This window comes from Rheinheimera mesophila, from assembly GCF_000986865.1.
Taxonomy (GTDB): domain Bacteria; phylum Pseudomonadota; class Gammaproteobacteria; order Enterobacterales; family Alteromonadaceae; genus Pararheinheimera; species Pararheinheimera mesophila.
Genome location: NZ_LAVS01000013.1, coordinates 26,943 through 45,265, shown reverse-complemented (window position 1 = coordinate 45,265; position 18,323 = coordinate 26,943). Strand labels below are relative to the sequence as shown.

General features: G+C 48.2%; 18 protein-coding genes. 9 read left to right on the top strand and 9 right to left on the bottom strand.

Annotated elements, in window-relative coordinates; translation table 11 throughout:
* Positions 1–117 precede the first annotated feature (117 nt).
* Complete coding sequence (locus SD53_RS07220; protein ID WP_046519563.1) at positions 118–1,425, top strand: alkaline phosphatase; 1,308 nt, start codon at positions 118–120, stop codon at positions 1,423–1,425.
* Positions 1,426–1,525: 100 nt separating this feature from the next.
* Here the strand turns inward: SD53_RS07220 and SD53_RS07215 are convergent, their stop codons facing one another.
* The 8 genes from SD53_RS07215 to SD53_RS07180 form a co-directional block, all read right to left on the bottom strand.
* The gene (locus SD53_RS07215; protein ID WP_046519562.1) at positions 1,526–4,339 is read right to left on the bottom strand and encodes a TonB-dependent receptor; all 2,814 of its coding nucleotides are present in this window, start codon (positions 4,337–4,339) and stop codon (positions 1,526–1,528) included.
* 525 nt (positions 4,340–4,864) lie between these two features.
* Positions 4,865–5,314, bottom strand: a complete 450-nt coding sequence (locus SD53_RS07210; RefSeq protein WP_241481767.1) for a chalcone isomerase family protein — start codon at positions 5,312–5,314, stop codon at positions 4,865–4,867.
* A 46-nt stretch (positions 5,315–5,360) separates the two neighbouring features.
* Entirely contained in the window at positions 5,361–5,840 is a 480-nt protein-coding gene (locus SD53_RS07205; RefSeq protein ID WP_046519560.1) for a DUF2878 family protein, read from the bottom strand.
* Positions 5,837–6,580 (bottom strand): SDR family NAD(P)-dependent oxidoreductase, encoded by a 744-nt coding sequence (locus SD53_RS07200; protein WP_046519559.1) that lies wholly within the window; start codon positions 6,578–6,580, stop codon positions 5,837–5,839. Before SD53_RS07200 ends, SD53_RS07205 begins: the two co-directional genes overlap by 4 nt.
* 88 nt (positions 6,581–6,668) lie before the next feature.
* On the bottom strand, positions 6,669–6,974 hold the full coding sequence (locus tag SD53_RS07195) for a hypothetical protein (protein WP_046519558.1): 306 nt from the start codon (positions 6,972–6,974) through the stop codon (positions 6,669–6,671).
* 69 nt (positions 6,975–7,043) lie between these two features.
* Positions 7,044–7,763 carry a tRNA (adenosine(37)-N6)-threonylcarbamoyltransferase complex dimerization subunit type 1 TsaB gene (tsaB, locus tag SD53_RS07190; RefSeq protein ID WP_046519557.1) on the bottom strand — a complete coding sequence of 240 codons (720 nt, stop codon included), beginning with the start codon at positions 7,761–7,763 and terminating at the stop codon, positions 7,044–7,046.
* Positions 7,764–7,796: 33 nt separating this feature from the next.
* Entirely contained in the window at positions 7,797–9,716 is a 1,920-nt protein-coding gene (gene yoaA / locus SD53_RS07185; RefSeq protein ID WP_046519556.1) for a DNA repair helicase YoaA, read from the bottom strand.
* Positions 9,717–9,805: 89 nt separating this feature from the next.
* The gene (locus tag SD53_RS07180) at positions 9,806–10,066 is read right to left on the bottom strand and encodes a hypothetical protein (protein WP_046519555.1); all 261 of its coding nucleotides are present in this window, start codon (positions 10,064–10,066) and stop codon (positions 9,806–9,808) included.
* A gap of 449 nt (positions 10,067–10,515) precedes the next feature.
* On the opposite strand from SD53_RS07180, the gene hisG reads away from it, so the two are divergent.
* The 8 genes from hisG to hisIE are packed head-to-tail and all read left to right on the top strand — an operon-like array spanning position 10,516 to position 17,683.
* Positions 10,516–11,418, top strand: a complete 903-nt coding sequence (gene hisG, locus SD53_RS07175) for an ATP phosphoribosyltransferase (RefSeq protein WP_046519554.1) — start codon at positions 10,516–10,518, stop codon at positions 11,416–11,418.
* 3 nt (positions 11,419–11,421) lie between these two features.
* Entirely contained in the window at positions 11,422–12,765 is a 1,344-nt protein-coding gene (gene hisD, locus SD53_RS07170) for a histidinol dehydrogenase (RefSeq protein WP_046519553.1), read from the top strand.
* A complete protein-coding gene (gene hisC, locus SD53_RS07165; protein ID WP_046519552.1) occupies positions 12,762–13,853 on the top strand; it encodes a histidinol-phosphate transaminase in 1,092 nt (363 codons plus the stop codon). Before hisD ends, hisC begins: the two co-directional genes overlap by 4 nt.
* Positions 13,850–14,920, top strand: coding sequence for a bifunctional histidinol-phosphatase/imidazoleglycerol-phosphate dehydratase HisB (hisB, locus tag SD53_RS07160; protein WP_046519551.1), 1,071 nt, complete (start codon positions 13,850–13,852; stop codon positions 14,918–14,920). Before hisC ends, hisB begins: the two co-directional genes overlap by 4 nt.
* Entirely contained in the window at positions 14,920–15,522 is a 603-nt protein-coding gene (gene hisH / locus SD53_RS07155; protein ID WP_046519550.1) for an imidazole glycerol phosphate synthase subunit HisH, read from the top strand. Before hisB ends, hisH begins: the two co-directional genes overlap by 1 nt.
* A gap of 36 nt (positions 15,523–15,558) precedes the next feature.
* Positions 15,559–16,296, top strand: a complete 738-nt coding sequence (gene hisA, locus SD53_RS07150) for a 1-(5-phosphoribosyl)-5-[(5-phosphoribosylamino)methylideneamino]imidazole-4-carboxamide isomerase (protein WP_046519549.1) — start codon at positions 15,559–15,561, stop codon at positions 16,294–16,296.
* Positions 16,278–17,051 carry an imidazole glycerol phosphate synthase subunit HisF gene (gene hisF / locus SD53_RS07145; RefSeq protein WP_046519548.1) on the top strand — a complete coding sequence of 258 codons (774 nt, stop codon included), beginning with the start codon at positions 16,278–16,280 and terminating at the stop codon, positions 17,049–17,051. Before hisA ends, hisF begins: the two co-directional genes overlap by 19 nt.
* Entirely contained in the window at positions 17,048–17,683 is a 636-nt protein-coding gene (hisIE, locus tag SD53_RS07140) for a bifunctional phosphoribosyl-AMP cyclohydrolase/phosphoribosyl-ATP diphosphatase HisIE (protein ID WP_046519547.1), read from the top strand. Before hisF ends, hisIE begins: the two co-directional genes overlap by 4 nt.
* A gap of 69 nt (positions 17,684–17,752) precedes the next feature.
* Here the strand turns inward: hisIE and SD53_RS07135 are convergent, their stop codons facing one another.
* Positions 17,753–18,283 carry a hypothetical protein gene (locus SD53_RS07135; protein WP_046519546.1) on the bottom strand — a complete coding sequence of 177 codons (531 nt, stop codon included), beginning with the start codon at positions 18,281–18,283 and terminating at the stop codon, positions 17,753–17,755.
* Between the last annotated feature and the right edge of the window lie 40 nt (positions 18,284–18,323).

Below are 18,323 nucleotides of genomic sequence, written 5' to 3'. Positions count from 1 at the left end.
CAGTTGGTCGCGTTTGGACTCTTTACAGTTTTGTCATATTTTAGTCACTGACGTAAGATAACCTCACCTGACAAATTCTGGCCGAACCAGATTTTTAGCCATTTACAGAGCTTTTTTATGTTAAAAAAATTAAGTTTAATCAGCATCGCTTGTCTTGCCTCTAGCTCCTTTGCTGTTGCTGCAGCACCCAAAAATATTATCTATATGATCGGCGATGGCATGGGGCCAACCTATTTAGCCGCGTATCGCTATTACATGGATAACCCGCAGACGAAGGCTGTAGAACGCACAGTGTTTGATGAGTTATGGATCGGTAACGCCAGTACTTACCCCGATGACGATACGGTAGTTACCGACTCAGCGGCAGCGGCTACAGCCTTGTCCAGCACTCACAAAACTTACAATGGTGCTATTGCAGTAGACCACGACCATAAACCTTTGACTACTATGCTGGAAATTGCCAAAGCCAAGGGTATGCAGACTGGTGTGGTGGTGACAGCACAAATTAACCATGCGACTCCAGCCGGTTTTCTGGCGCATGACAAAAGCCGCCAGAATTATGATCAGATAGCAGATGACTATATAGATAACAAAGTAAATGGTCAGATTGTCGCGGATTTGATGCTCGGTGGCGGTACCAGTTATTTCATCCGCAAAGACCGTAATCTGGTGGAAGAATTTAAGCAGGCCGGTTTCCACTACACGGATAGCTGGGCTGGTTTAAAAACGCTGAACCAATTGCCTGCATTAGGTTTATTTGCCCCGAAAGGCTTTAACAGTGCCTTAGACAACCCAGAACCATTGCCCCTGAAACAAATGACAGAAAAAGCACTGGAGCTGCTGTCCCCGGCCGAACAAGGTTTTGTGGTGATGATTGAAGGCAGTCAGATAGATTGGTGTGGTCATGCCAACGACATCGCCTGCGCTATGGCGGAAATGCATGATTTTGCAGAGGCGGTAAAAGTAGCAAAAGCCTATGTCGACGCTCACCCTGATACCCTGTTGGTGGTTACCGCCGACCATGAAACCGGTGGGTTGTCTTTAGGTGCTGCGGGTCACTACAGTTGGAAACGTGATGTGATCAAGAAAGTTAAACATACGGGTGACTATATAGCTGGACAACTGTTGGCTCTTAAAGATGAAACCGTCATGTATCAGGCATGGTTAGGTCTGACAGGTCTGGAGCTTAGTGCCGATGAACAACGCTTATTGAGTAAGGCCCGGACGCAAGGACAAAAGGCGCTGGCCACAGCGGTTAAACAACGTATCGATCACCACTCCACCACAGGCTGGACCAGCGGTGGTCATACTGCGGCTGACGTGCCGGTGCTGGCCTATGGTGCAGATAAGCAGGTTTTTGCTGGTTTTCAGGACAACACGGAAATTGCCGGCAAACTGATCCAGTTTATCCAGCAGAAGAAGTAATCTGTAGTGATTAAAAATAAACCCCACTGCATGCAGTGGGGTTTTTCTTGGCTGAAAGGAAATTTCTGCGGGTCGCAGAAACTGCCTTAACCTCTGTTGATTACATGAACTTGTAATCCAGGCCCAGGTAGAATGTACGGCCGTACACGTCAGTGTAACGAGGGTCGAAACCAACCTGATGACCGGCACCACCTGTACGTAATGACAGCGGAGGAGCACGGTCAGCTAAGTTATTAATACCAAAAGTTACGCCCAAAGCGTCCATCGCCTGGTACTTGGTCTGGTAATTAATAGTGGCATAAGACGGTACGCTCAGTTGCACGTCGGCACCAACACCTGTGACTGAACCTAAACGTACTGTACGTGAAGCGGCATACTGCGCCTGATCTTCATAACCACTGCGGTAGTTCAGGATAGCGCTGTGAGTGAAATCGCCATGACTTAACGTGTTGCTGAACTTAGCTAAAGTTCTGAATACCACTTCATTGTCATCCCCAAAACGGCCTAAGCTACTGATCCAGTCATCCGTCGTACCAGGACGGGTGTATTTGCTCTCCAGGACATAAGTACCAGCCAGTGTGGTGGTTAAACGACCAAAAGATAAGTCATTGCCTACTGTTAAGTCCCAGTCAATACCTTTGTTGATTGACTGACCTACGTTGACGCTGGCGAAAATAATAGCCAGCTCTTCCTGACCTGTCGCCTTATTGGTCTTGGTCGTGAACAGATCACGGTAACGGACCGGGTTGTTGACGATCTGCGACTCAGTGACAGAGGTCACCAGGTTGGTCAGCTCAATGTTCCAGTAGTCCATGCTGAAGCTGAAGTTATTATCAGGTGCATACACAAAACCTAAAGTGTACTGTTCAGACTCTTCTGGTTTTAAGTTCGGGTTACCCTGACTAAAAGCTTCAAACTGCTGTGGAGAAGGGCTACATACCGCGGCCAACGGGTCTGAAGTACCAGCAAATGGGCAAGAATACGGGCTGCTTGTGACACCGAATTCAACTTTAGGCTGGCCTAAATCCAACATAGACGGAGCTTTAAAGCCAGTACCTGTTGATGCACGTACTAATAAATCATCAGTCAGGTTGTAACGTAACGCCAGCTTATAGGTGGTGTCGTTCATCGAATCGTTGACTTTGTAGCTGCCTGGGCCTGCGATGCCGTCTTCGTTGTACACGAAGTCAGAGGTCACTTCACCAATGTTGTCATAACGCACAGCACCCGTCAGTTCCAGGTTCTCAAGAGCCGGAACTATCACTTCCACAAAACCACCGTAGTTGTCACGGCTTAAGTCATACTCTGAACCAATGTTGGCGCCTAACAGCAGATCTTGCTTGTTCGCATCAGACAATGAGCTGACATAGTGAGTATTACGGAACTCAACGCCAGTACCAATGTAGACATCACCAGCAGGCAGTTCATACACAGGAGCCGAAGCTTTTACATCAACGCCTTTGACTTCAGTCGTGTCGTTGCTCCAGTTGCCGTAGTACTGAGAATCCTGCAGAGCCTGCAGACCTTCAGCACTGATTTTATCCGGTGTGTCAAAGACATTGACTAAACCAGAGCTGACCGCATCCATGAATTTATCAAAGACCGGATAACCGCCTGCAATGTTTTCGTCTGTGTCGTTTTTAGAGTACGTAAAGGCGGCAGAGTAATCAACGGCACTGAACACCCCCTCAACTCCGGTGACGATATGCGTAGACTTGGTGTTCCACTCCGTAGCACGGCCACCCAGTGGTAAGGCACGCCACTGCGCTTGCACAGAAGTCACTGAACCAACGTGAGCCGGGTCTACATAAGGCATGACATATTGTTGCGCTAAAGCTGAATCAGCCGCTAATGGGAAAAAGCCTGTTGCATTAGGAGCGATACGAGTTGTCTGAGAGAAATCAGAATACATCAGGTCAGCAAAAAGTTTTGTATCGTCATTCAGCGCCAGGTCCGCGCCCAGCATCAGTGAATCACGTTCGCTTTCTGGCAGAATTTCTACTGTAGTGGTGTAGTCAAACTGGCACAGGCCTGATGCCTCAAAGTTATCAGCAGCGCAGTTCCCATTTTGTTTAGCGTACGGGTTAAATACAGCGGAGTTCACTGATTTACCATCTGCATCTGTGTAGACATAACGGGCGTTAGCCGGGATAGCATTTGGCGAGCCTGCAACGTAGTAATACTGTTTGTTATTCAGTGTGAACGGGATAATACCCGTCTTGGCAAATTCACGGTCTGTGGCTTTGAGCTGTTCCTGAGAATCACGGCTGTAGGATAACAGCACATTGTAACCATCAGCATCAAAATCACCTAAACCACCCGTGATCGAGAAGTTATCGCTGGTGCCATTTTTTTCTTCAGGCTTGTTGTAACGGGCGGACAGGTTCAGACCCTGAGCATCGTCTTTGGTGATGAAGTTCACTACACCTGCGATAGCGTCTGAACCGTACAAAGCAGATGCGCCGTCTGTCAGTACTTCAACACGCTCAATAGCCGCTAAAGGAATAGAGTTCAGATCGATAGTAGAGCCTGAACCACGTGGAGCCATTCTGCGGCCATTAATTAAAACCAGTGTGTAGTCTGAACCTAAACCACGTAAAGACGCGGTTTTCATACCACCGCCACCGCCACCCACAGAGTCACCATCAGTAGTGAAACCCTGCATAGAAGGAATAGATTGGATTAAGTCACCAGCAGTTGCTAAACCTGAACGGTCTATTGCAGCACGGTCAAGGACCTGGACCGGCAAAGCACCTTCAATGTCAGTACGCTTGATGCTTGAACCTGTAACCTGAATACGTTCAACATTATCAGTTTCCTGAGCATGGACTGCACCAGAAAAAGTAACGGCTGATACAGCGCCAAAAGCAACAGCCAAACTTACAGCTTTTGACAGCTTACTACTTACAAACATTTTATCTCCCTGGGTCACTGTGTAGTGACTCTGTTTTTACGGCAAGCAACATGAATGTTGATTGAAGTTACAACACGCCTGAATTGGCCCAAGCCAAAAAGGCGGCGGATGATAAAGGTAATTTTTTATCAGGGTCAACCGCTTTTGCCGGACAAAAGCCCGCGTTAAATGGCATCTGCCGCAAACAATACAAGTGTTAAATTAATGATAAAAATCAAGAGGATAAATATTTGTATGAAAAATAAACCACAGTGCAGTATGAAAATCAGACAACGAAAAAATCAGCACTGCAGCTATCTGGCTGTTTCATAAAAACAATATGAAAAGACTAATATTCAAAGCGCTACTGCAACAGATGAATAAATCAACAACAGCCGAATGGTCGTTGCTTTATTACAAAACTGAAAGTAAATGAGATGAAAAACACTATCAACTAAATTAGCTGTTTTCGCAGTGGGAACAGAAGCTTGACTGCTCAGGCCATGCTCAGCTTCTGAGTCAGGCCTGAACATCAAAGTAGCAGGTTTATGCCGAAGGTTTCAGTAACTGTTTTCTCAATTTGGGTGCTGATGTTTTCTCAGACAACCAAATATCTAAAAAGGCTGGGCCAAACGCCGGATCGGTGACATCCCCCAGCAGTTGATCATTGAAGTAAAACTGCACTTTACCGTCTGCCAATAATACACAACTGAGCTGATCGCCCTTTTTAACATCTGTCCAAAGTTTATCCAGTTGCTTTGCCCAGTCTTGATGCTGGGCTGACACTTTGCCTTGCAGATGTTCCCATTGGTCTACAGTGGCTTCGATAAAATCTGCTTTGCTGATATCGCGCTGGTAGGTTAACTTCAATACCACAGGTGCGCTTTGCTGATAATCGCTCCACTGACCATTGGCGGTATAAAGTTGCGCCTGATACAGATCCCAGAACAGATAACTAAACTGCCCCTGCCCTACTAACTTGACGTTATCTGGCATAGCCATGCTGCTTGTACAGCAGAGAAAAAGTACAGCCGCTAAAGTTTTACGCATAAAATCGTCTACTCCACCCTGATAACACACCAAAGCAGCCCCAACACAAAGCCAATGCGACATAAGCTTCTGTGGTATTGCTAACCTGCATCTGACCGCTTAAGGCCGCTCCTCCCAGATAAGCCATTGGACCAGACAGGGCCGCAATAAGTGCCGCCAGCCAGTAATTTTGTAAATAAGCCGAAAAAACCTGTACCACCGCCAGACTAAACACCAGCCACAACGCCAGCATCCACTCAGGCAACCATACCGAGGAGGTGAAACTTAATACGCCACTGTATTGCAACACCGAATCCAGAGCTATGCCCAAAGCGGCAAGAGCGAGCCAGGCCACACGTTCAGCCCTGTGACAGCGCCAGACACTCCAGACAACAAACAACAAAACAGGCACAAGCAAGGTGTTTTGCAGCAACACCAGAGCAAACCAGCTCAGTTTAAAACCTATCAGAACAGGCCAGTTGATCCGGTTCATGACTGACGCATCCCGGCAGCGACTTTGCAACGCAAACCATAAGGCAACAGGTTGAGCAGATGCAGACTCCACACCAGACGTTTTGGAAAACGTATTCGCTGTTGCCGGCGGTCAATACCGCGGCGGATCCGTGCTGCAGCATCGCCAACCTGCAACAGAAATGGCATCTTGAAGTCATTTTTTTGAGTCAGCGGAGTATCAACAAAACCCGGCTCAATAAGACAAACAGCCACAGCAGTCTCTGTCAGATCAACCCGTAAACTATCAGTGAAATAGCTTAGCGCCGCTTTACTGGCACCATAAGCCTGAGCTTTAGTGAAAGGGAATAAGTGAGCCAGACTGCTGACGATGGCCAGAGTGGCATCTTCTGATTTTTGCAGCAGAGGCAATAACAGCTTCACAGACGCAACCTGAGCCTGAAAATTCAGTGCCATGGTCCGATCAAAAATATCCAGAGGCAGGTCCATCGCGTCGACATAATCACAACTGCCCGCATTGAGGATCACCAGGTCCAACGCTGGGATCTGCTGACTCAACTGCTCTACAGCAGCGGCGAAAGATGCTGTGTCGGTTAAATCCAACGGCAACGCATGGATACTTTTGTGTTGGTTGTGGAGCTCATTCAGTGCGTTGACGGAACGTGCAACCGCGATAACCTGCCAACCTTGGTCAGCGTACTGAATAGCAAGTTCGCGGCCTAAGCCTGAACTTGCGCCAGTGATTAAACAGTAACGGGACATAAATACAGACTCAAAACGAATGATGCTGTTTATACGTCTGCGCTCGCTAAATGGATCCCTGTTGTAAAAACAGAGTGGTTAACACAGCTTAAGCGTACAAATCCAAACTAAACATTTGCTGGATCTTTTCACGTTTGTCCTGATTCGCCAGCATGTCGTAGGCATCTAACGCCTGCTGATTGCGCTGTTTCGGCTGGTCGTAGGTCGTGCGTCTTTGCGCTTCCTGCTCGTCCAGCATCGACAAAACCTGAGCGTCAGCACGCACACCGCGACCAGAAGGTACCAGTGTGGTTGTACTTTGCTGTTCAGCCTCTACGGCTTTGGTTTTATTGCCCTGAAATACCAGTCCGACACTGGGATTTTTCGGTACATCACGACTGACGGCTATTGTCATAACTGCTTAAAGTTCGTTTCGGTTAAGTGCCAGTATAACTTAGCAAAATTTTTCGCCAAGTCGCTTTTATTACCTGTTAGGAAGTTTTTGCCAGGTCACTTCGTCTCTCACATAAGTCGGCTCTGCCAGTTCGGCGGCAATAAACTGCCCTTGCCGGAACGGAATTGCCGCCAGACTCAACATATCCTGCGCTGAAGGATACAGAATCACAGGGCTATGATGAACCACAGCCAGATCTTCATCTCCGCTGTTGCCAGTTTTATGCCAGTCTTCCAACTGTTGTGGGTAGGTTTGCCACCCCGTGCCTACAGCGCATATAGCACCTTTTAATACAGGTGCGGCCAAATCAGTGGGCTTAGCCGCCACTTCATCGCTCAGAGCTTGCATCAAGCCCTGATCAGCTAACTGAAAACTCGCCAGATAGACTTCATTCATCCGTGCATCTATAGCGGACACGACCTGATGCGCCTGATGCAATCTGTGTGCGGCTTGCGCCATAGCCGCCAAGGTCGATACACCATAAACCGGTAGCTCTGCGCCAAAAGCCAGTCCCTGACACACTCCGACTCCTATCCGAACCCCGGTAAAACTGCCAGGTCCTTTGCCAAAGACCAGACCATCCAGTTGCTGTAGAGTGAGTCCTGCTTCAGACAGTAGCTGTTGCACCATAGGCAAAATACGTTTGCTATGTTGCTGCGGACAAACTTCATCCAAAGTCAGAATTTTGCCATCGACAGTTAACGCCACTGAACAAGCTTCGGTAGAGGTATCTAGTGCCAGTAGTTTCAACAGGCGGCTCCTTTTATCAATGTGGATTTTTTGCTATTTCGGCAAATCGGTCAGGAATTTTACCGCAGCCTGCAAATCACGGCTACGGCGCATCGGCGGTAAGCTTTTTAAAAACACCGAACCATAAGGCCGGGTGACTAATCTGTTATCACAAATCACCAACACGCCCCGGTCTGACACATCACGAATTAAACGGCCTACCCCCTGCTTTAAAGTGATCACGGCTTGCGGCAACTGGACTAAAGCAAAAGGATCCTGACCTTTGAGCTGACAATCTTCATTGCGCGCCTGCAGTAACGGGTCATCCGGCGAGGCAAAAGGTAGTTTATCGATAATAACGCAGCTTAAAGTATCGCCCCGTACATCCACGCCTTCCCAGAAACTGCCGGTGCCAAGCAACACCGCATGTTTGGTTTCAACAAACTGCTCCAGCAATAAACGTTTACTGGTACTGCCCTGCACCAGCACGGGCAAAGACAAATGCTGGGGCAGCTCGTTCGCCATCCACTGCAGCATACGATGGCTGGTGAACAGGAAAAAACAGCGGCCCTGATTGGCTTCAATTAAAGGGACTGCCAATTTCAGCAGCGCCTTGCCCATTCGGGCGTCATTGGGTTCAGGTAAATAACGCGGCACCAGCAACATAGCTTGCTGCTGGTAATCAAATGGGCTGTCGAGCAGCAAAGTATCGGCCTGCTGCAAACCCATTTGTTCACTGTAGTGGGCGAAGCCCTGATCCACCGACAAAGTGGCCGAAGTAAAAATCCAACTACGTTTTTCGGCAAACACCAGCTCACGGAATTTATCAGCAATACTCAGAGGCGTTAAATGCAGACTGATATGTTGCCGGGTGGTTTCGTACCAGAAACTCACACCGGTTTTGCTGACATCCTGCAGTTTTTCTAACTGGGTTTTCGCCAAAGCCAGCCGCTCAAAACAATGATCCACCACTTCGTTGCGGCCAAGACTGCCCTTGAGCACCTGATACAACATACCCATGGCTTCAGAGACACGGGTCAGTGCCAGTTGCACGTCCGGTCTTTTACTACTATCCCGCCAATTGCCGCGTTCAGGTTCATCGGACCACAAAAGTCGCCAGTCACGGACTAAAGTCGCCAGTTTGTCCGCGGTTTTACTCAATTGCGGATGATCACGTAATTCAGTTTTACAAATCAGTTCCAACTCTTTACACAGGTCCAGTAGAGTCCGGCTGGATAAAGTCTCACCAAAATACTCACTGGCGATATCCGGAATTTGGTGGGCTTCATCAAAAATCACCACATCCATATTCGGCAGCAGCTCGCCAAAACCTGTGTCTTTGAGTGCCATATCGGCAAAAAACAAATGGTGGTTCACCACGACTAAATCGGCCTGCATAGCCTTTTTGCGGGCCCTGAGCAAATAGCAGTCTTCGTAGGATGGGCAGTCTTTGCCGAGGCAATTGTCTGCGGTGCTGGTCACCAGCGGCAGAGCTTTGGAGTCTTCGGCTATGTAAGTCAGCTCGCCTATATCACCACTTTGGGTTTCGTTGGACCACTTTTTGATCAGGCTTAAATCGTTGATCACAGCCGCATCCGCCGTTGGTACATGCTGGTAATGCTGATCCAAGCGAAATAAACACAAATAATTGGAGCGGCCTTTTAATAAAGAAGTGTCCACTGGCAAGGCCAAAGCTTTAAGGACAGTGGGTAAATCACGGAAATATAGCTGCTCCTGCAGGTTTTTCGTTCCAGTGGATAAGATCACTTTTTTGCCGGATAACAAAGCAGGCACTAAATAAGCGTAGGTTTTGCCTGTGCCAGTGCCCGCTTCGACCACTAAAGCACTGCCATTTTCAATGGATTTAGTCACAGAAGCTGCCATCAACTTTTGTGGCTCACGGGCTTTAAAACCTGCAATAGCTTTGGACAAAGCCCCTTGTTCGGCAAAAGCCTGTTGCACTTGCTTTAACATAAGCGCAAAACGAACCCAGAGTTAGCAGGTAAAAAAACAGACAACAGCATAAATAAGGCCCGGCAAGAATTTGCGCTATTATGCCTTGGCTAGATAAAAATATCTAAGTGTCCTTCGTCATCCACATGCTGATCTTCCTCAGGCGTGGTTTCAGGAGCTGGTGGATAGTCGTCACGGCGGCGCCTGTCCTGACGTTTTTTCTGCTGATCTTTAAGTAAAATCAGGAAACGTTTTTCCTCTTTTTCATAAGCGCTGATCTTTGCATCCTTAAACACAGGCGCGATCATAGGCCCTGGCTGTTCAGCGGGTGTGCCCGGTGGTCGATATAAATAGGGAAACAAAACGTCCATACAGTCCTCCTCTGCCCTGTTATCGGCAGCGGTGCAAACAACTTTATCTATACAACATGATTATTTTTTACACTAACCCTTAGAGGAATATATTTATAAATTATTCATTTTTTGTCGTAAAAAGTGTGCAAAATTAAAAATAACAAAACAAAAACAAATAGATACAAAAATATCGCATCAAAACAAAATATGGCGGAAACAAAAAATTTTGTTGCCTGAATCACAAAAAGCCGCTAGCTTGTATACATCTTAACGAGGAGTCACTTTTATGATTATCAACATTCACTGGCATCATCATCATCATTTATCCGACTAGCCGGTCCGTGTTGACATTGGAGGCTAGGTCATAACTAGCCTACGGTGGAGAAAGTGCAAACCAATTCCAACTGAACCCCGGGGCTAAAATCCCGGGGTTTTTGTTTTACGATTTTTAAAAGGTATTGATAAACATGACAGTTAACAGCAACAGATTACGTATCGCTATTCAGAAGTCAGGTCGCCTGTCGCAAGACTCACAGGCTCTTTTAACTAGCTGTGGTTTGAAAATTAACCTACGTGAACAGCGTCTGATCGCCCATGTCGAAAATATGGATATCGATTTACTGCGGGTGCGCGATGACGATATTCCGGGTTTAGTGATGGACGGTGTTTGTGATTTAGGTTTCGTTGGTGAAAACGTACTGGAAGAAGTGTCCTTGCAACGTCAAATGGACAACGAAACCTACGATTACACTGTGCTGGCCCGTTTAGACTTTGGTGGCTGCCGTTTATCCATCGCTGTACCGCAGGAAGAAGACTATAAATCGGTCAAAGACTTAGAAGGCCGCACTATCGCCACCACTTACCCACGTTTACTAAACCGCTATTTAAAACAAAATGGTGTCAATTGCCGTATCGTCAATTTAAAAGGCTCAGTGGAAGTAGCACCACGCGCTGGTTTAGCCGATGCCATTTGTGATTTAGTCTCCACAGGCGCCACTTTAGAAGCCAATGGCTTAAAAGAAGTGGAAGTGATTTACCGATCCAAAGCAGTACTGATCCAGCGCCGCGATTTAGCTGATGAAAAACAACTGAAACTGATCAAAAAGCTAATGCCACGTATTCAGGGTGTGATGCAGGCCAATGAAAGTAAATACATTATGCTGCACGCACCACGCGCTCGTTTGCAGGAAGTAATAGCTCTGCTGCCAGGTGCTGAAAACCCAACTTTATTACCACTGGCAGGCAATGACGATTTAGTGGCTTTGCATGTGGTCAGCAGCGAGACGTTGTTCTGGGAAACCATGGAGCAACTCAAAGGCTTAGGTGCTAGCTCCATTCTTGTATTACCCATTGAAAAGATGATGGAGTAAAAGATGCAGTTTCAGATCAGCAACTGGCAACAACTGGATAAAACTGCCCAGCAGGCGTTATTAGAACGCCCGTTGCAGCAGCAGTCCGACAGTTTAAAACAGGCAGTAAAACAGATAATTCGCGCTGTGCGTACTGAAGGCGATGCCGCTTTACAGCGTTTCAGCCTTGAGTTTGACAAGCTGCAGAGCAACCCTTTGCGTTTGTCGGACGAGTCGCAACAGCGTTTAATTGGCTCTTTATCAGACGAGTTAAAAACTGCCATCCAGATTGCCTATCGCAATATCCGCAGCTTCCATGCCGCTCAGGTGCCGCAGAATATCCGTATTGAAACTCAGCCTGGTGTGATCTGTGAACTGAATTACAGCGCTTTGGATCAGGTGGGTTTGTATGTGCCCGGTGGCAGCGCGCCTTTGCCATCTACTGTGTTAATGCTGGGTGTGCCTGCGCAACTGGCCGGTTGCCGCCGGGTGGTGTTAGTCACGCCGCCGGGGCAGCCTGAAGCCGGTGATATTGCCGCTGAAATCGTCTATGCCGCATCTCTCTGTGGCATTACCGAGATTTATACTTTAGGTGGCGCTCAGGCTGTGGCCGCTTTGGCCTATGGCACTGAAACCATCGGCAAAGTGGATAAGATTTTTGGTCCGGGCAACAGGTTTGTCACCGAGGCCAAGCAGCAAGTCAGCCAGGATGCTAGAGGCGCCGCTATTGATATGCCGGCTGGCCCTTCTGAAGTTTTAGTGATTGCCGATGACACAGCCAACCCGGTCTTTGTAGCAGCAGATTTATTATCTCAGGCCGAACACGGTCCGGACTCACAAGTGGTGCTCGTCAGCCCTTCTGAAGCCTTGCTGGTCAATACTATCAGTGAATTAACACGTCAGACGGCTTTATTACCACGAGCTGAAATTGCGAAAAAGGCCCTGAGCAACAGCCGACTAATTTTAACGCCGGATTTAGCCACAGCAGCTTTGGTCAGTAATCAATACGCACCTGAGCACTTAATTATTCAAACCGCGGACGACCAAGGCCTGCTTGGTAAATTAACCAACGCCGCCAGTATTTTTGTGGGTCCTTATACGCCAGAATCTGCAGGTGATTATGCCAGTGGCACTAACCATGTGTTGCCCACTTATGGCTATAGCCGTAACCACAGCAGTTTAAGTCTGGCCGACTTTTATCGTCGTTATACAGTGCAACACTTAACAGCAGACGGCATGCGCGATTTAGGCCCCACTATTGTTAAACTGGCCAAAGCCGAAGGCTTAGATGCGCACGCCAATGCGGTGTCGTTCCGATTAGCAGAGTTAGCGCTTCACGCAAAAATTTCAGAGGGAAATCGTCCATGAGCCGTATCAGCAGTTTAGCCCGGCAAAAAGTACAACAACTGGTGCCTTATGCTTCAGCCCGCTTAAGCATGAGTGGCGGCTCGGTGTGGCTCAATGCCAACGAAAACTCCTTAGCCACAGACTATGAGCTGTCAGGCCAGTACAACAGATACCCGGATTGTCAGCCCAAAGAGCTGATCAGCGCTTATGCCGCTTATGCTGGTGTAGAAACCCATCAGGTGCTGACCAGCCGGGGCGCTGATGAGGGCATTGAGCTGTTAATTCGCAGCTTCTGTGAACCGGGACAAGATGCCATCAGCATTTGCCCGCCGACTTATGGTATGTACAAAATCAGCGCCGAAAGCCAGTTAGTCGATGTCAATATAGTGCCTTTAACCCGGGATTTAACATTGGATCTGCCAACTTTATTTGCGCAACAAGCCAATGTAAAACTGGTGTTTATTTGTAGCCCGAATAACCCGACCGGCGATTTAATACCTCGTGAGCAAATCGTTGAAGTACTGGAGTTTTATAAAGACAAGGCTTTAGTGGTGGTCGACGAAGCTTATATTGAGTTTGCACCAGAAGCTTCGGTGGTTGGTTTGTTAAACCAATATAGCAACTTAGTGGTGCTGCGTACTTTATCCAAAGCTTTTGCTCTGGCTGGCCTGCGTTGCGGTTTTACGTTGGCAGAGCCTTCGGTGATTGCCGCACTTCGCCAGATGATAGCGCCCTACCCTGTACCAGCTCCTGTGGCCGAGATTGCAGTGCAGGCCTTATCTGCCCAGGGCCAGCAAAAGATGCGCGCGACAGTTTCGCAAATCAACAGCTTACGCGACAGCTTCAGCGCTTTTGCCACAACTTTGAGTTATGTAAGCAAAGTCTATCCATCCAAGGCTAACTATGTGTTGCTGTCTGTGCCTGATGCTGCGGCTCTGGTCAGCTTTATTGCAGAGCAAGGTGTGCTTATTCGTAACCAATCCAGCCAGTTAGGTTTAGGTCAGGTAGTTCGGGTCTCTATTGGTTCTGCCGCTGAAATGGCGCAGCTACAACAAATTATGTCGTCTTATTCTTTATCCCCAAATTCAGAAAAACAGGAGTCTTTATGAGTGCCAAAGCTATTTTATTTATCGACCGTGACGGCACTATGGTGGAAGAGCCTCCGGTAGATAAACAACTGGATTCACTGGAAAAATTAGCCTACGAGCCTGATTTGGTGCCTTCGTTACTCAAGTTACAGGCTGCGGGCTATTCGCTTGTGATGGTGACCAATCAGGATGGCTTGGGTACCTCTAGTTTTCCGCGTGACACTTTTGATGCGCCGCACAATAAGATGATGCAACTACTGACCTCACAGGGCATTCGGTTTGACGATATTTTAATTTGCCCGCACTTTGACAGCGACAACTGTAGCTGCCGCAAGCCGAAGCTGGGCTTAGTCAAAGATTATCTGCAGCAAGGCAAAGTGGATTTCACCAACTCTTTTGTCATTGGCGATCGGTTAACCGACGTGCAACTGGCGGAAAATATGGGCTTGCCGTCGTTTCGCTATGACAGAGCTACTCTAGGCTGGAAAGAAATTACCAAACAACTGCTGAGCAAAGGCCGTAAAGCCAGTGTCAGTCGGGTGACCCGCGAAACCGATATTCAAGTGAATGTCGACTTAGACCAACAAGGCGGCAATGTCATTGAAACCGGTGTAGGCTTTTTTGACCATATGCTGGATCAAATTGCCACCCACGGTGGTTTCAGCCTGCAACTCAAAGTCAAAGGCGACTTGCACATCGACGATCACCACAGTGTGGAAGATACTGCTCTGGCTTTAGGTCAGGCGTTAAAACAAGCGCTTGGCAATAAAAAAGGCATTACCCGCTTTGGTTTTGTGTTGCCTATGGATGAATGTCGCGCTGAATGTGTGCTGGATTTATCCGGCCGGCCGCTGCTGAAGTTTGATGCAGATTTAGGTCAGGGTTCCGTCGGTACTATGAATCTGGAAATGGTGCACCACTTCTTCCGCTCGTTAAGCGATGCCATGCTGATGACGCTGCACTTATCGGTCAGCCCTGGCAATAAACACCATATGGTGGAAGGTTTATTTAAAGCTTTTGGCCGTGCGCTTGGTCAGGCGATTAAAGTATCAGGCGAAGCGCTACCCAGCAGTAAAGGAGTGCTTTAATGTCGCTTGTGATTGTCGATACCGGCTGTGCCAATATCAGCTCTGTCTATTGTGCCTTTCAGCGCCTCGGTGTGGATGCCAAAGTCAGCAGCGATTTAACTGTGATTAAAAACGCCAGCCGTTTATTAGTGCCGGGCGTAGGCGCTGCACGTCAGGCGATGGCGAACTTACAGCAGCGCGATTTAATAGCCACCTTACAGCAGGCGGAGCAGCCACTTTTAGGCATTTGTCTGGGTATGCAGCTACTTACCGATCACAGCGAAGAAGGGGATGTCGACTGTTTAGGTTTAATCCCAGGTCAGGTCAAGCGCATGCAAGTGGGCGATTTACGCCTGCCACATATGGGCTGGAATACCTTGCAGGTGCAAGAAAGTGCGCAACATCATCCGCTTCTCAAAGGCATTGGGGCGAACGACTATGTGTATTTTGTGCATAGTTTTGCCGTTGCACCGTCCGACACCACTTTAGCGCGCTGCCATTACGGCAGTGATTTTGCTGCTGTGATTGGCAAAGGCAATAAGCTGGGCGCGCAGTTCCACCCTGAACGCTCAGGTGCTGTTGGCGCACGTTTATTGCAAAACTTTCTGGCGTTTAATGGTTAATTTTTCTCATCCGGCTTTGCCGTTACAGGATAAAACGTGATTATTCCGGCGATAGATTTAATACAAGGTAAAACAGTGCGGCTGTATCAGGGCAGCTACGATAAAACCACTGAATATCAACAAACTCCAGTGCAACTGCGCGATTTATACGCTAAAGCGGGCGCAGGACTTTTGCATCTGGTGGATTTAACAGGGGCAAAAAATGCCGCAGAGCGCCAGCTTGAGCTGTTAACAACCTTAATGCAAAACGCGCCTTTGCCTGTGCAAGTGGGCGGTGGTGTGCGCACCGCAGCCGATGTCGATCAGTTACTCTCGGCTGGTGCCAGCCGTGTAGTCGTAGGCAGTGTCGCCATTCGTGAACCAGAAACAGTACAAGGCTGGTTAAGAGCTTATGGCGGCGACAAAATAGTGTTAGCACTGGATGTCTCTATTAATGCCGAAGGCGATAAAACCTTGCCAAGCCACGGCTGGATTGAAGAGTCGAGCATTACGCTGGAGCAGGTGCTGACTGGTTTTATTGCTGCAGGCGCGAAACATGTGCTCTGCACCGACATCAGTAAAGACGGTACTTTGCAGGGTCCTAATCTGGCTTTGTATGCCGAACTGGTGCAGAAATACCCACAAATTCAGTGGCAAGCCTCGGGTGGCGTTGGCTCTTTAGCCGATATCAAAGCCTTAAAACCTACTGGCGTGGCTGGGGTGATTTTAGGCCGAGCTTTGCTGGAAGGTAAGTTTACTGTTGAGGAGGCCATCCAATGCTGGCAAGACGCATAATTCCTTGTTTAGATGTGCGCGATGGCAAAGTGGTCAAAGGTGTGCAGTTTCGTAACCATGAAGTCATTGGCGATATAGTACCGCTGGCTAAAGCCTATGCCGAACAAGGCGCCGACGAGCTGGTGTTTTACGACATCACCGCCTCCAGCGATGGCCGAGTGGTCGATAAAAGCTGGGTGCGCCGTATTGCTGAAGTGATCGATATCCCCTTTTGTGTCGCTGGTGGTATTAAATCAGTTGCAGATGCCGGATTAATTTTGGAAATGGGCGCAGATAAAATCTCTGTCAATAGCCCTGCTTTAGCGCGGCCAGAACTGATTAGCGAGCTGGAACACAGTTTCGGTCAACAATGCGTGGTGATTGGCATCGACAGCTTTTTTGATCAAGCAACAGGTCAATATCAGGTCTATCAGTTCACGGGGGATGAAAGTCGCACCCAAAAAACCCGCTGGCACACGCTGGATTGGGTCAAGCGGGTACAGGAGCTGGGCGCTGGTGAAATAGTGCTGAATTGTATGAATCAGGATGGTGTACGCCAGGGTTATGATCTGACTCAACTGCAACTGATCCGTAAGGAGTGCAAAGTGCCGTTGATTGCCAGTGGTGGTGCCGGGGCTATGCAGCACTTTGCCGATGTATTTCAGCAAGCCGATGTCGACGGCGCTTTAGCCGCCTCGGTGTTTCACAAAGGCATCATCCCCATCCCAGAGCTGAAAGCCTTTTTAGTAGAACACAAGCTGGAGATCAGGCCATGAAACTGAATTTAACCAATCTGGACCAGCTAGACTTCAGCAAAGGCGATGGCTTGTTGCCGGTCATAGCTCAGCACGCCCGCTCCGGTAAAGTGCTGATGCAGGGATTCGCTAACCAAGAAGCATTGCAAAAAAGCCTGGAAACTGGCGATCTGACTTTTTTTAGCCGCAGTAAAAATCGCTTGTGGACCAAAGGCGAAAGCTCAGGCCATACGCTGAAATTACAAAGCATGGCAGCGGACTGTGACCAGGACAGTATTCTGGCTTTGGTATTGCCAATTGGCCCAACCTGTCATGTCGGCACTGAAAGTTGCTGGCACGAAAGCGAAGCCAATCAGCCCGACTTAGCCTTTTTAGATCAGTTAGAGCAAGTGATCCACAGCAGATACGGTGCTGACCCAAGCAGTAGCTACACCGCCTCTTTATTTGCCAAAGGCGTCAAACGCATCGCACAAAAAGTTGGTGAAGAAGGGGTAGAGACTGCTTTGGCAGCCACTGTAGGCGATAGAGAAGAGCTGAAAAACGAAGCAGCAGATTTGATCTATCACCTGCTGGTCTTACTAAAAAGTCAGGACTTAGCACTGCATGATGTGCTTGAGGTGCTAAGGCAGCGGCATCAGACCAAAGCAGAATAGTAACTCGATCAGAACAGCTCTGGCAGCGGCCTGCTGCCAGAGCATCACTGCTGCTCTTTACCCGTCTTTTTACCTGTCTTTGTAATACTGATTGGCCTTATAAGCTTCCACTTCCAATGGCGAGTTCTCATAACCATAGGTCGCTAAATCGGCGAAATGTTGTGTCACCACCGCCTCTAAACTAGAGCGCTCAATTTGCAACACATGCACCAGCTCATGCGCCAGTCTGGCCGTGGTTAAGTCATAACCTTTGCGGATGTAGATGGAATAACCAAACACCTGGGCATTATTTACTATCCCCTGGCCAATAAATCCTAAAGCTTCACCAACCGTCTTTAGCAAGACGTTGTCATGCGGAAATGGCACTTCATCGACATACAGCAGCCTGACTTTTTCCGGATGCTGAATGCCAATCTCTTTGGCGATCAGCAGTTGTTCTGCATCTAAAGCCTGCCATTGGTGCAGACCTGAAACCTCAGTGGCTGCAGCCCACTCGATATAAGGTGGCAGCACCAGTGCTGCGATAATCTTTTGATGGAAAACCATCACTGCAGCCACAAGGATAAAAAGCAAAATTAGCATTATTTTTAGTAGTTTCATCACACTATTCCCACTGTGTCGCTAAAAAGTCAGCCTAAAG

Coding starts and splice junctions, on each gene's coding strand:
- hisD (WP_046519553.1), top strand. CDS start 11,422: ATGCAGTTTCAGATCAGCAACTGGCAACAACTGGATAAAACTGCCCAG.
- hisG (WP_046519554.1), top strand. CDS start 10,516: ATGACAGTTAACAGCAACAGATTACGTATCGCTATTCAGAAGTCAGGT.
- SD53_RS07215 (WP_046519562.1), bottom strand. CDS start 4,339: ATGTTTGTAAGTAGTAAGCTGTCAAAAGCTGTAAGTTTGGCTGTTGCT.
- SD53_RS07220 (WP_046519563.1), top strand. CDS start 118: ATGTTAAAAAAATTAAGTTTAATCAGCATCGCTTGTCTTGCCTCTAGC.
- yoaA (WP_046519556.1), bottom strand. CDS start 9,716: ATGTTAAAGCAAGTGCAACAGGCTTTTGCCGAACAAGGGGCTTTGTCC.
- hisB (WP_046519551.1), top strand. CDS start 13,850: ATGAGTGCCAAAGCTATTTTATTTATCGACCGTGACGGCACTATGGTG.
- SD53_RS07205 (WP_046519560.1), bottom strand. CDS start 5,840: ATGAACCGGATCAACTGGCCTGTTCTGATAGGTTTTAAACTGAGCTGG.
- SD53_RS07180 (WP_046519555.1), bottom strand. CDS start 10,066: ATGGACGTTTTGTTTCCCTATTTATATCGACCACCGGGCACACCCGCT.
- SD53_RS07200 (WP_046519559.1), bottom strand. CDS start 6,580: ATGTCCCGTTACTGTTTAATCACTGGCGCAAGTTCAGGCTTAGGCCGC.
- hisIE (WP_046519547.1), top strand. CDS start 17,048: ATGAAACTGAATTTAACCAATCTGGACCAGCTAGACTTCAGCAAAGGC.
- hisH (WP_046519550.1), top strand. CDS start 14,920: ATGTCGCTTGTGATTGTCGATACCGGCTGTGCCAATATCAGCTCTGTC.
- SD53_RS07210 (WP_241481767.1), bottom strand. CDS start 5,314: ATGCCAGATAACGTCAAGTTAGTAGGGCAGGGGCAGTTTAGTTATCTG.
- SD53_RS07135 (WP_046519546.1), bottom strand. CDS start 18,283: ATGAAACTACTAAAAATAATGCTAATTTTGCTTTTTATCCTTGTGGCT.
- hisF (WP_046519548.1), top strand. CDS start 16,278: ATGCTGGCAAGACGCATAATTCCTTGTTTAGATGTGCGCGATGGCAAA.
- SD53_RS07195 (WP_046519558.1), bottom strand. CDS start 6,974: ATGACAATAGCCGTCAGTCGTGATGTACCGAAAAATCCCAGTGTCGGA.
- hisC (WP_046519552.1), top strand. CDS start 12,762: ATGAGCCGTATCAGCAGTTTAGCCCGGCAAAAAGTACAACAACTGGTG.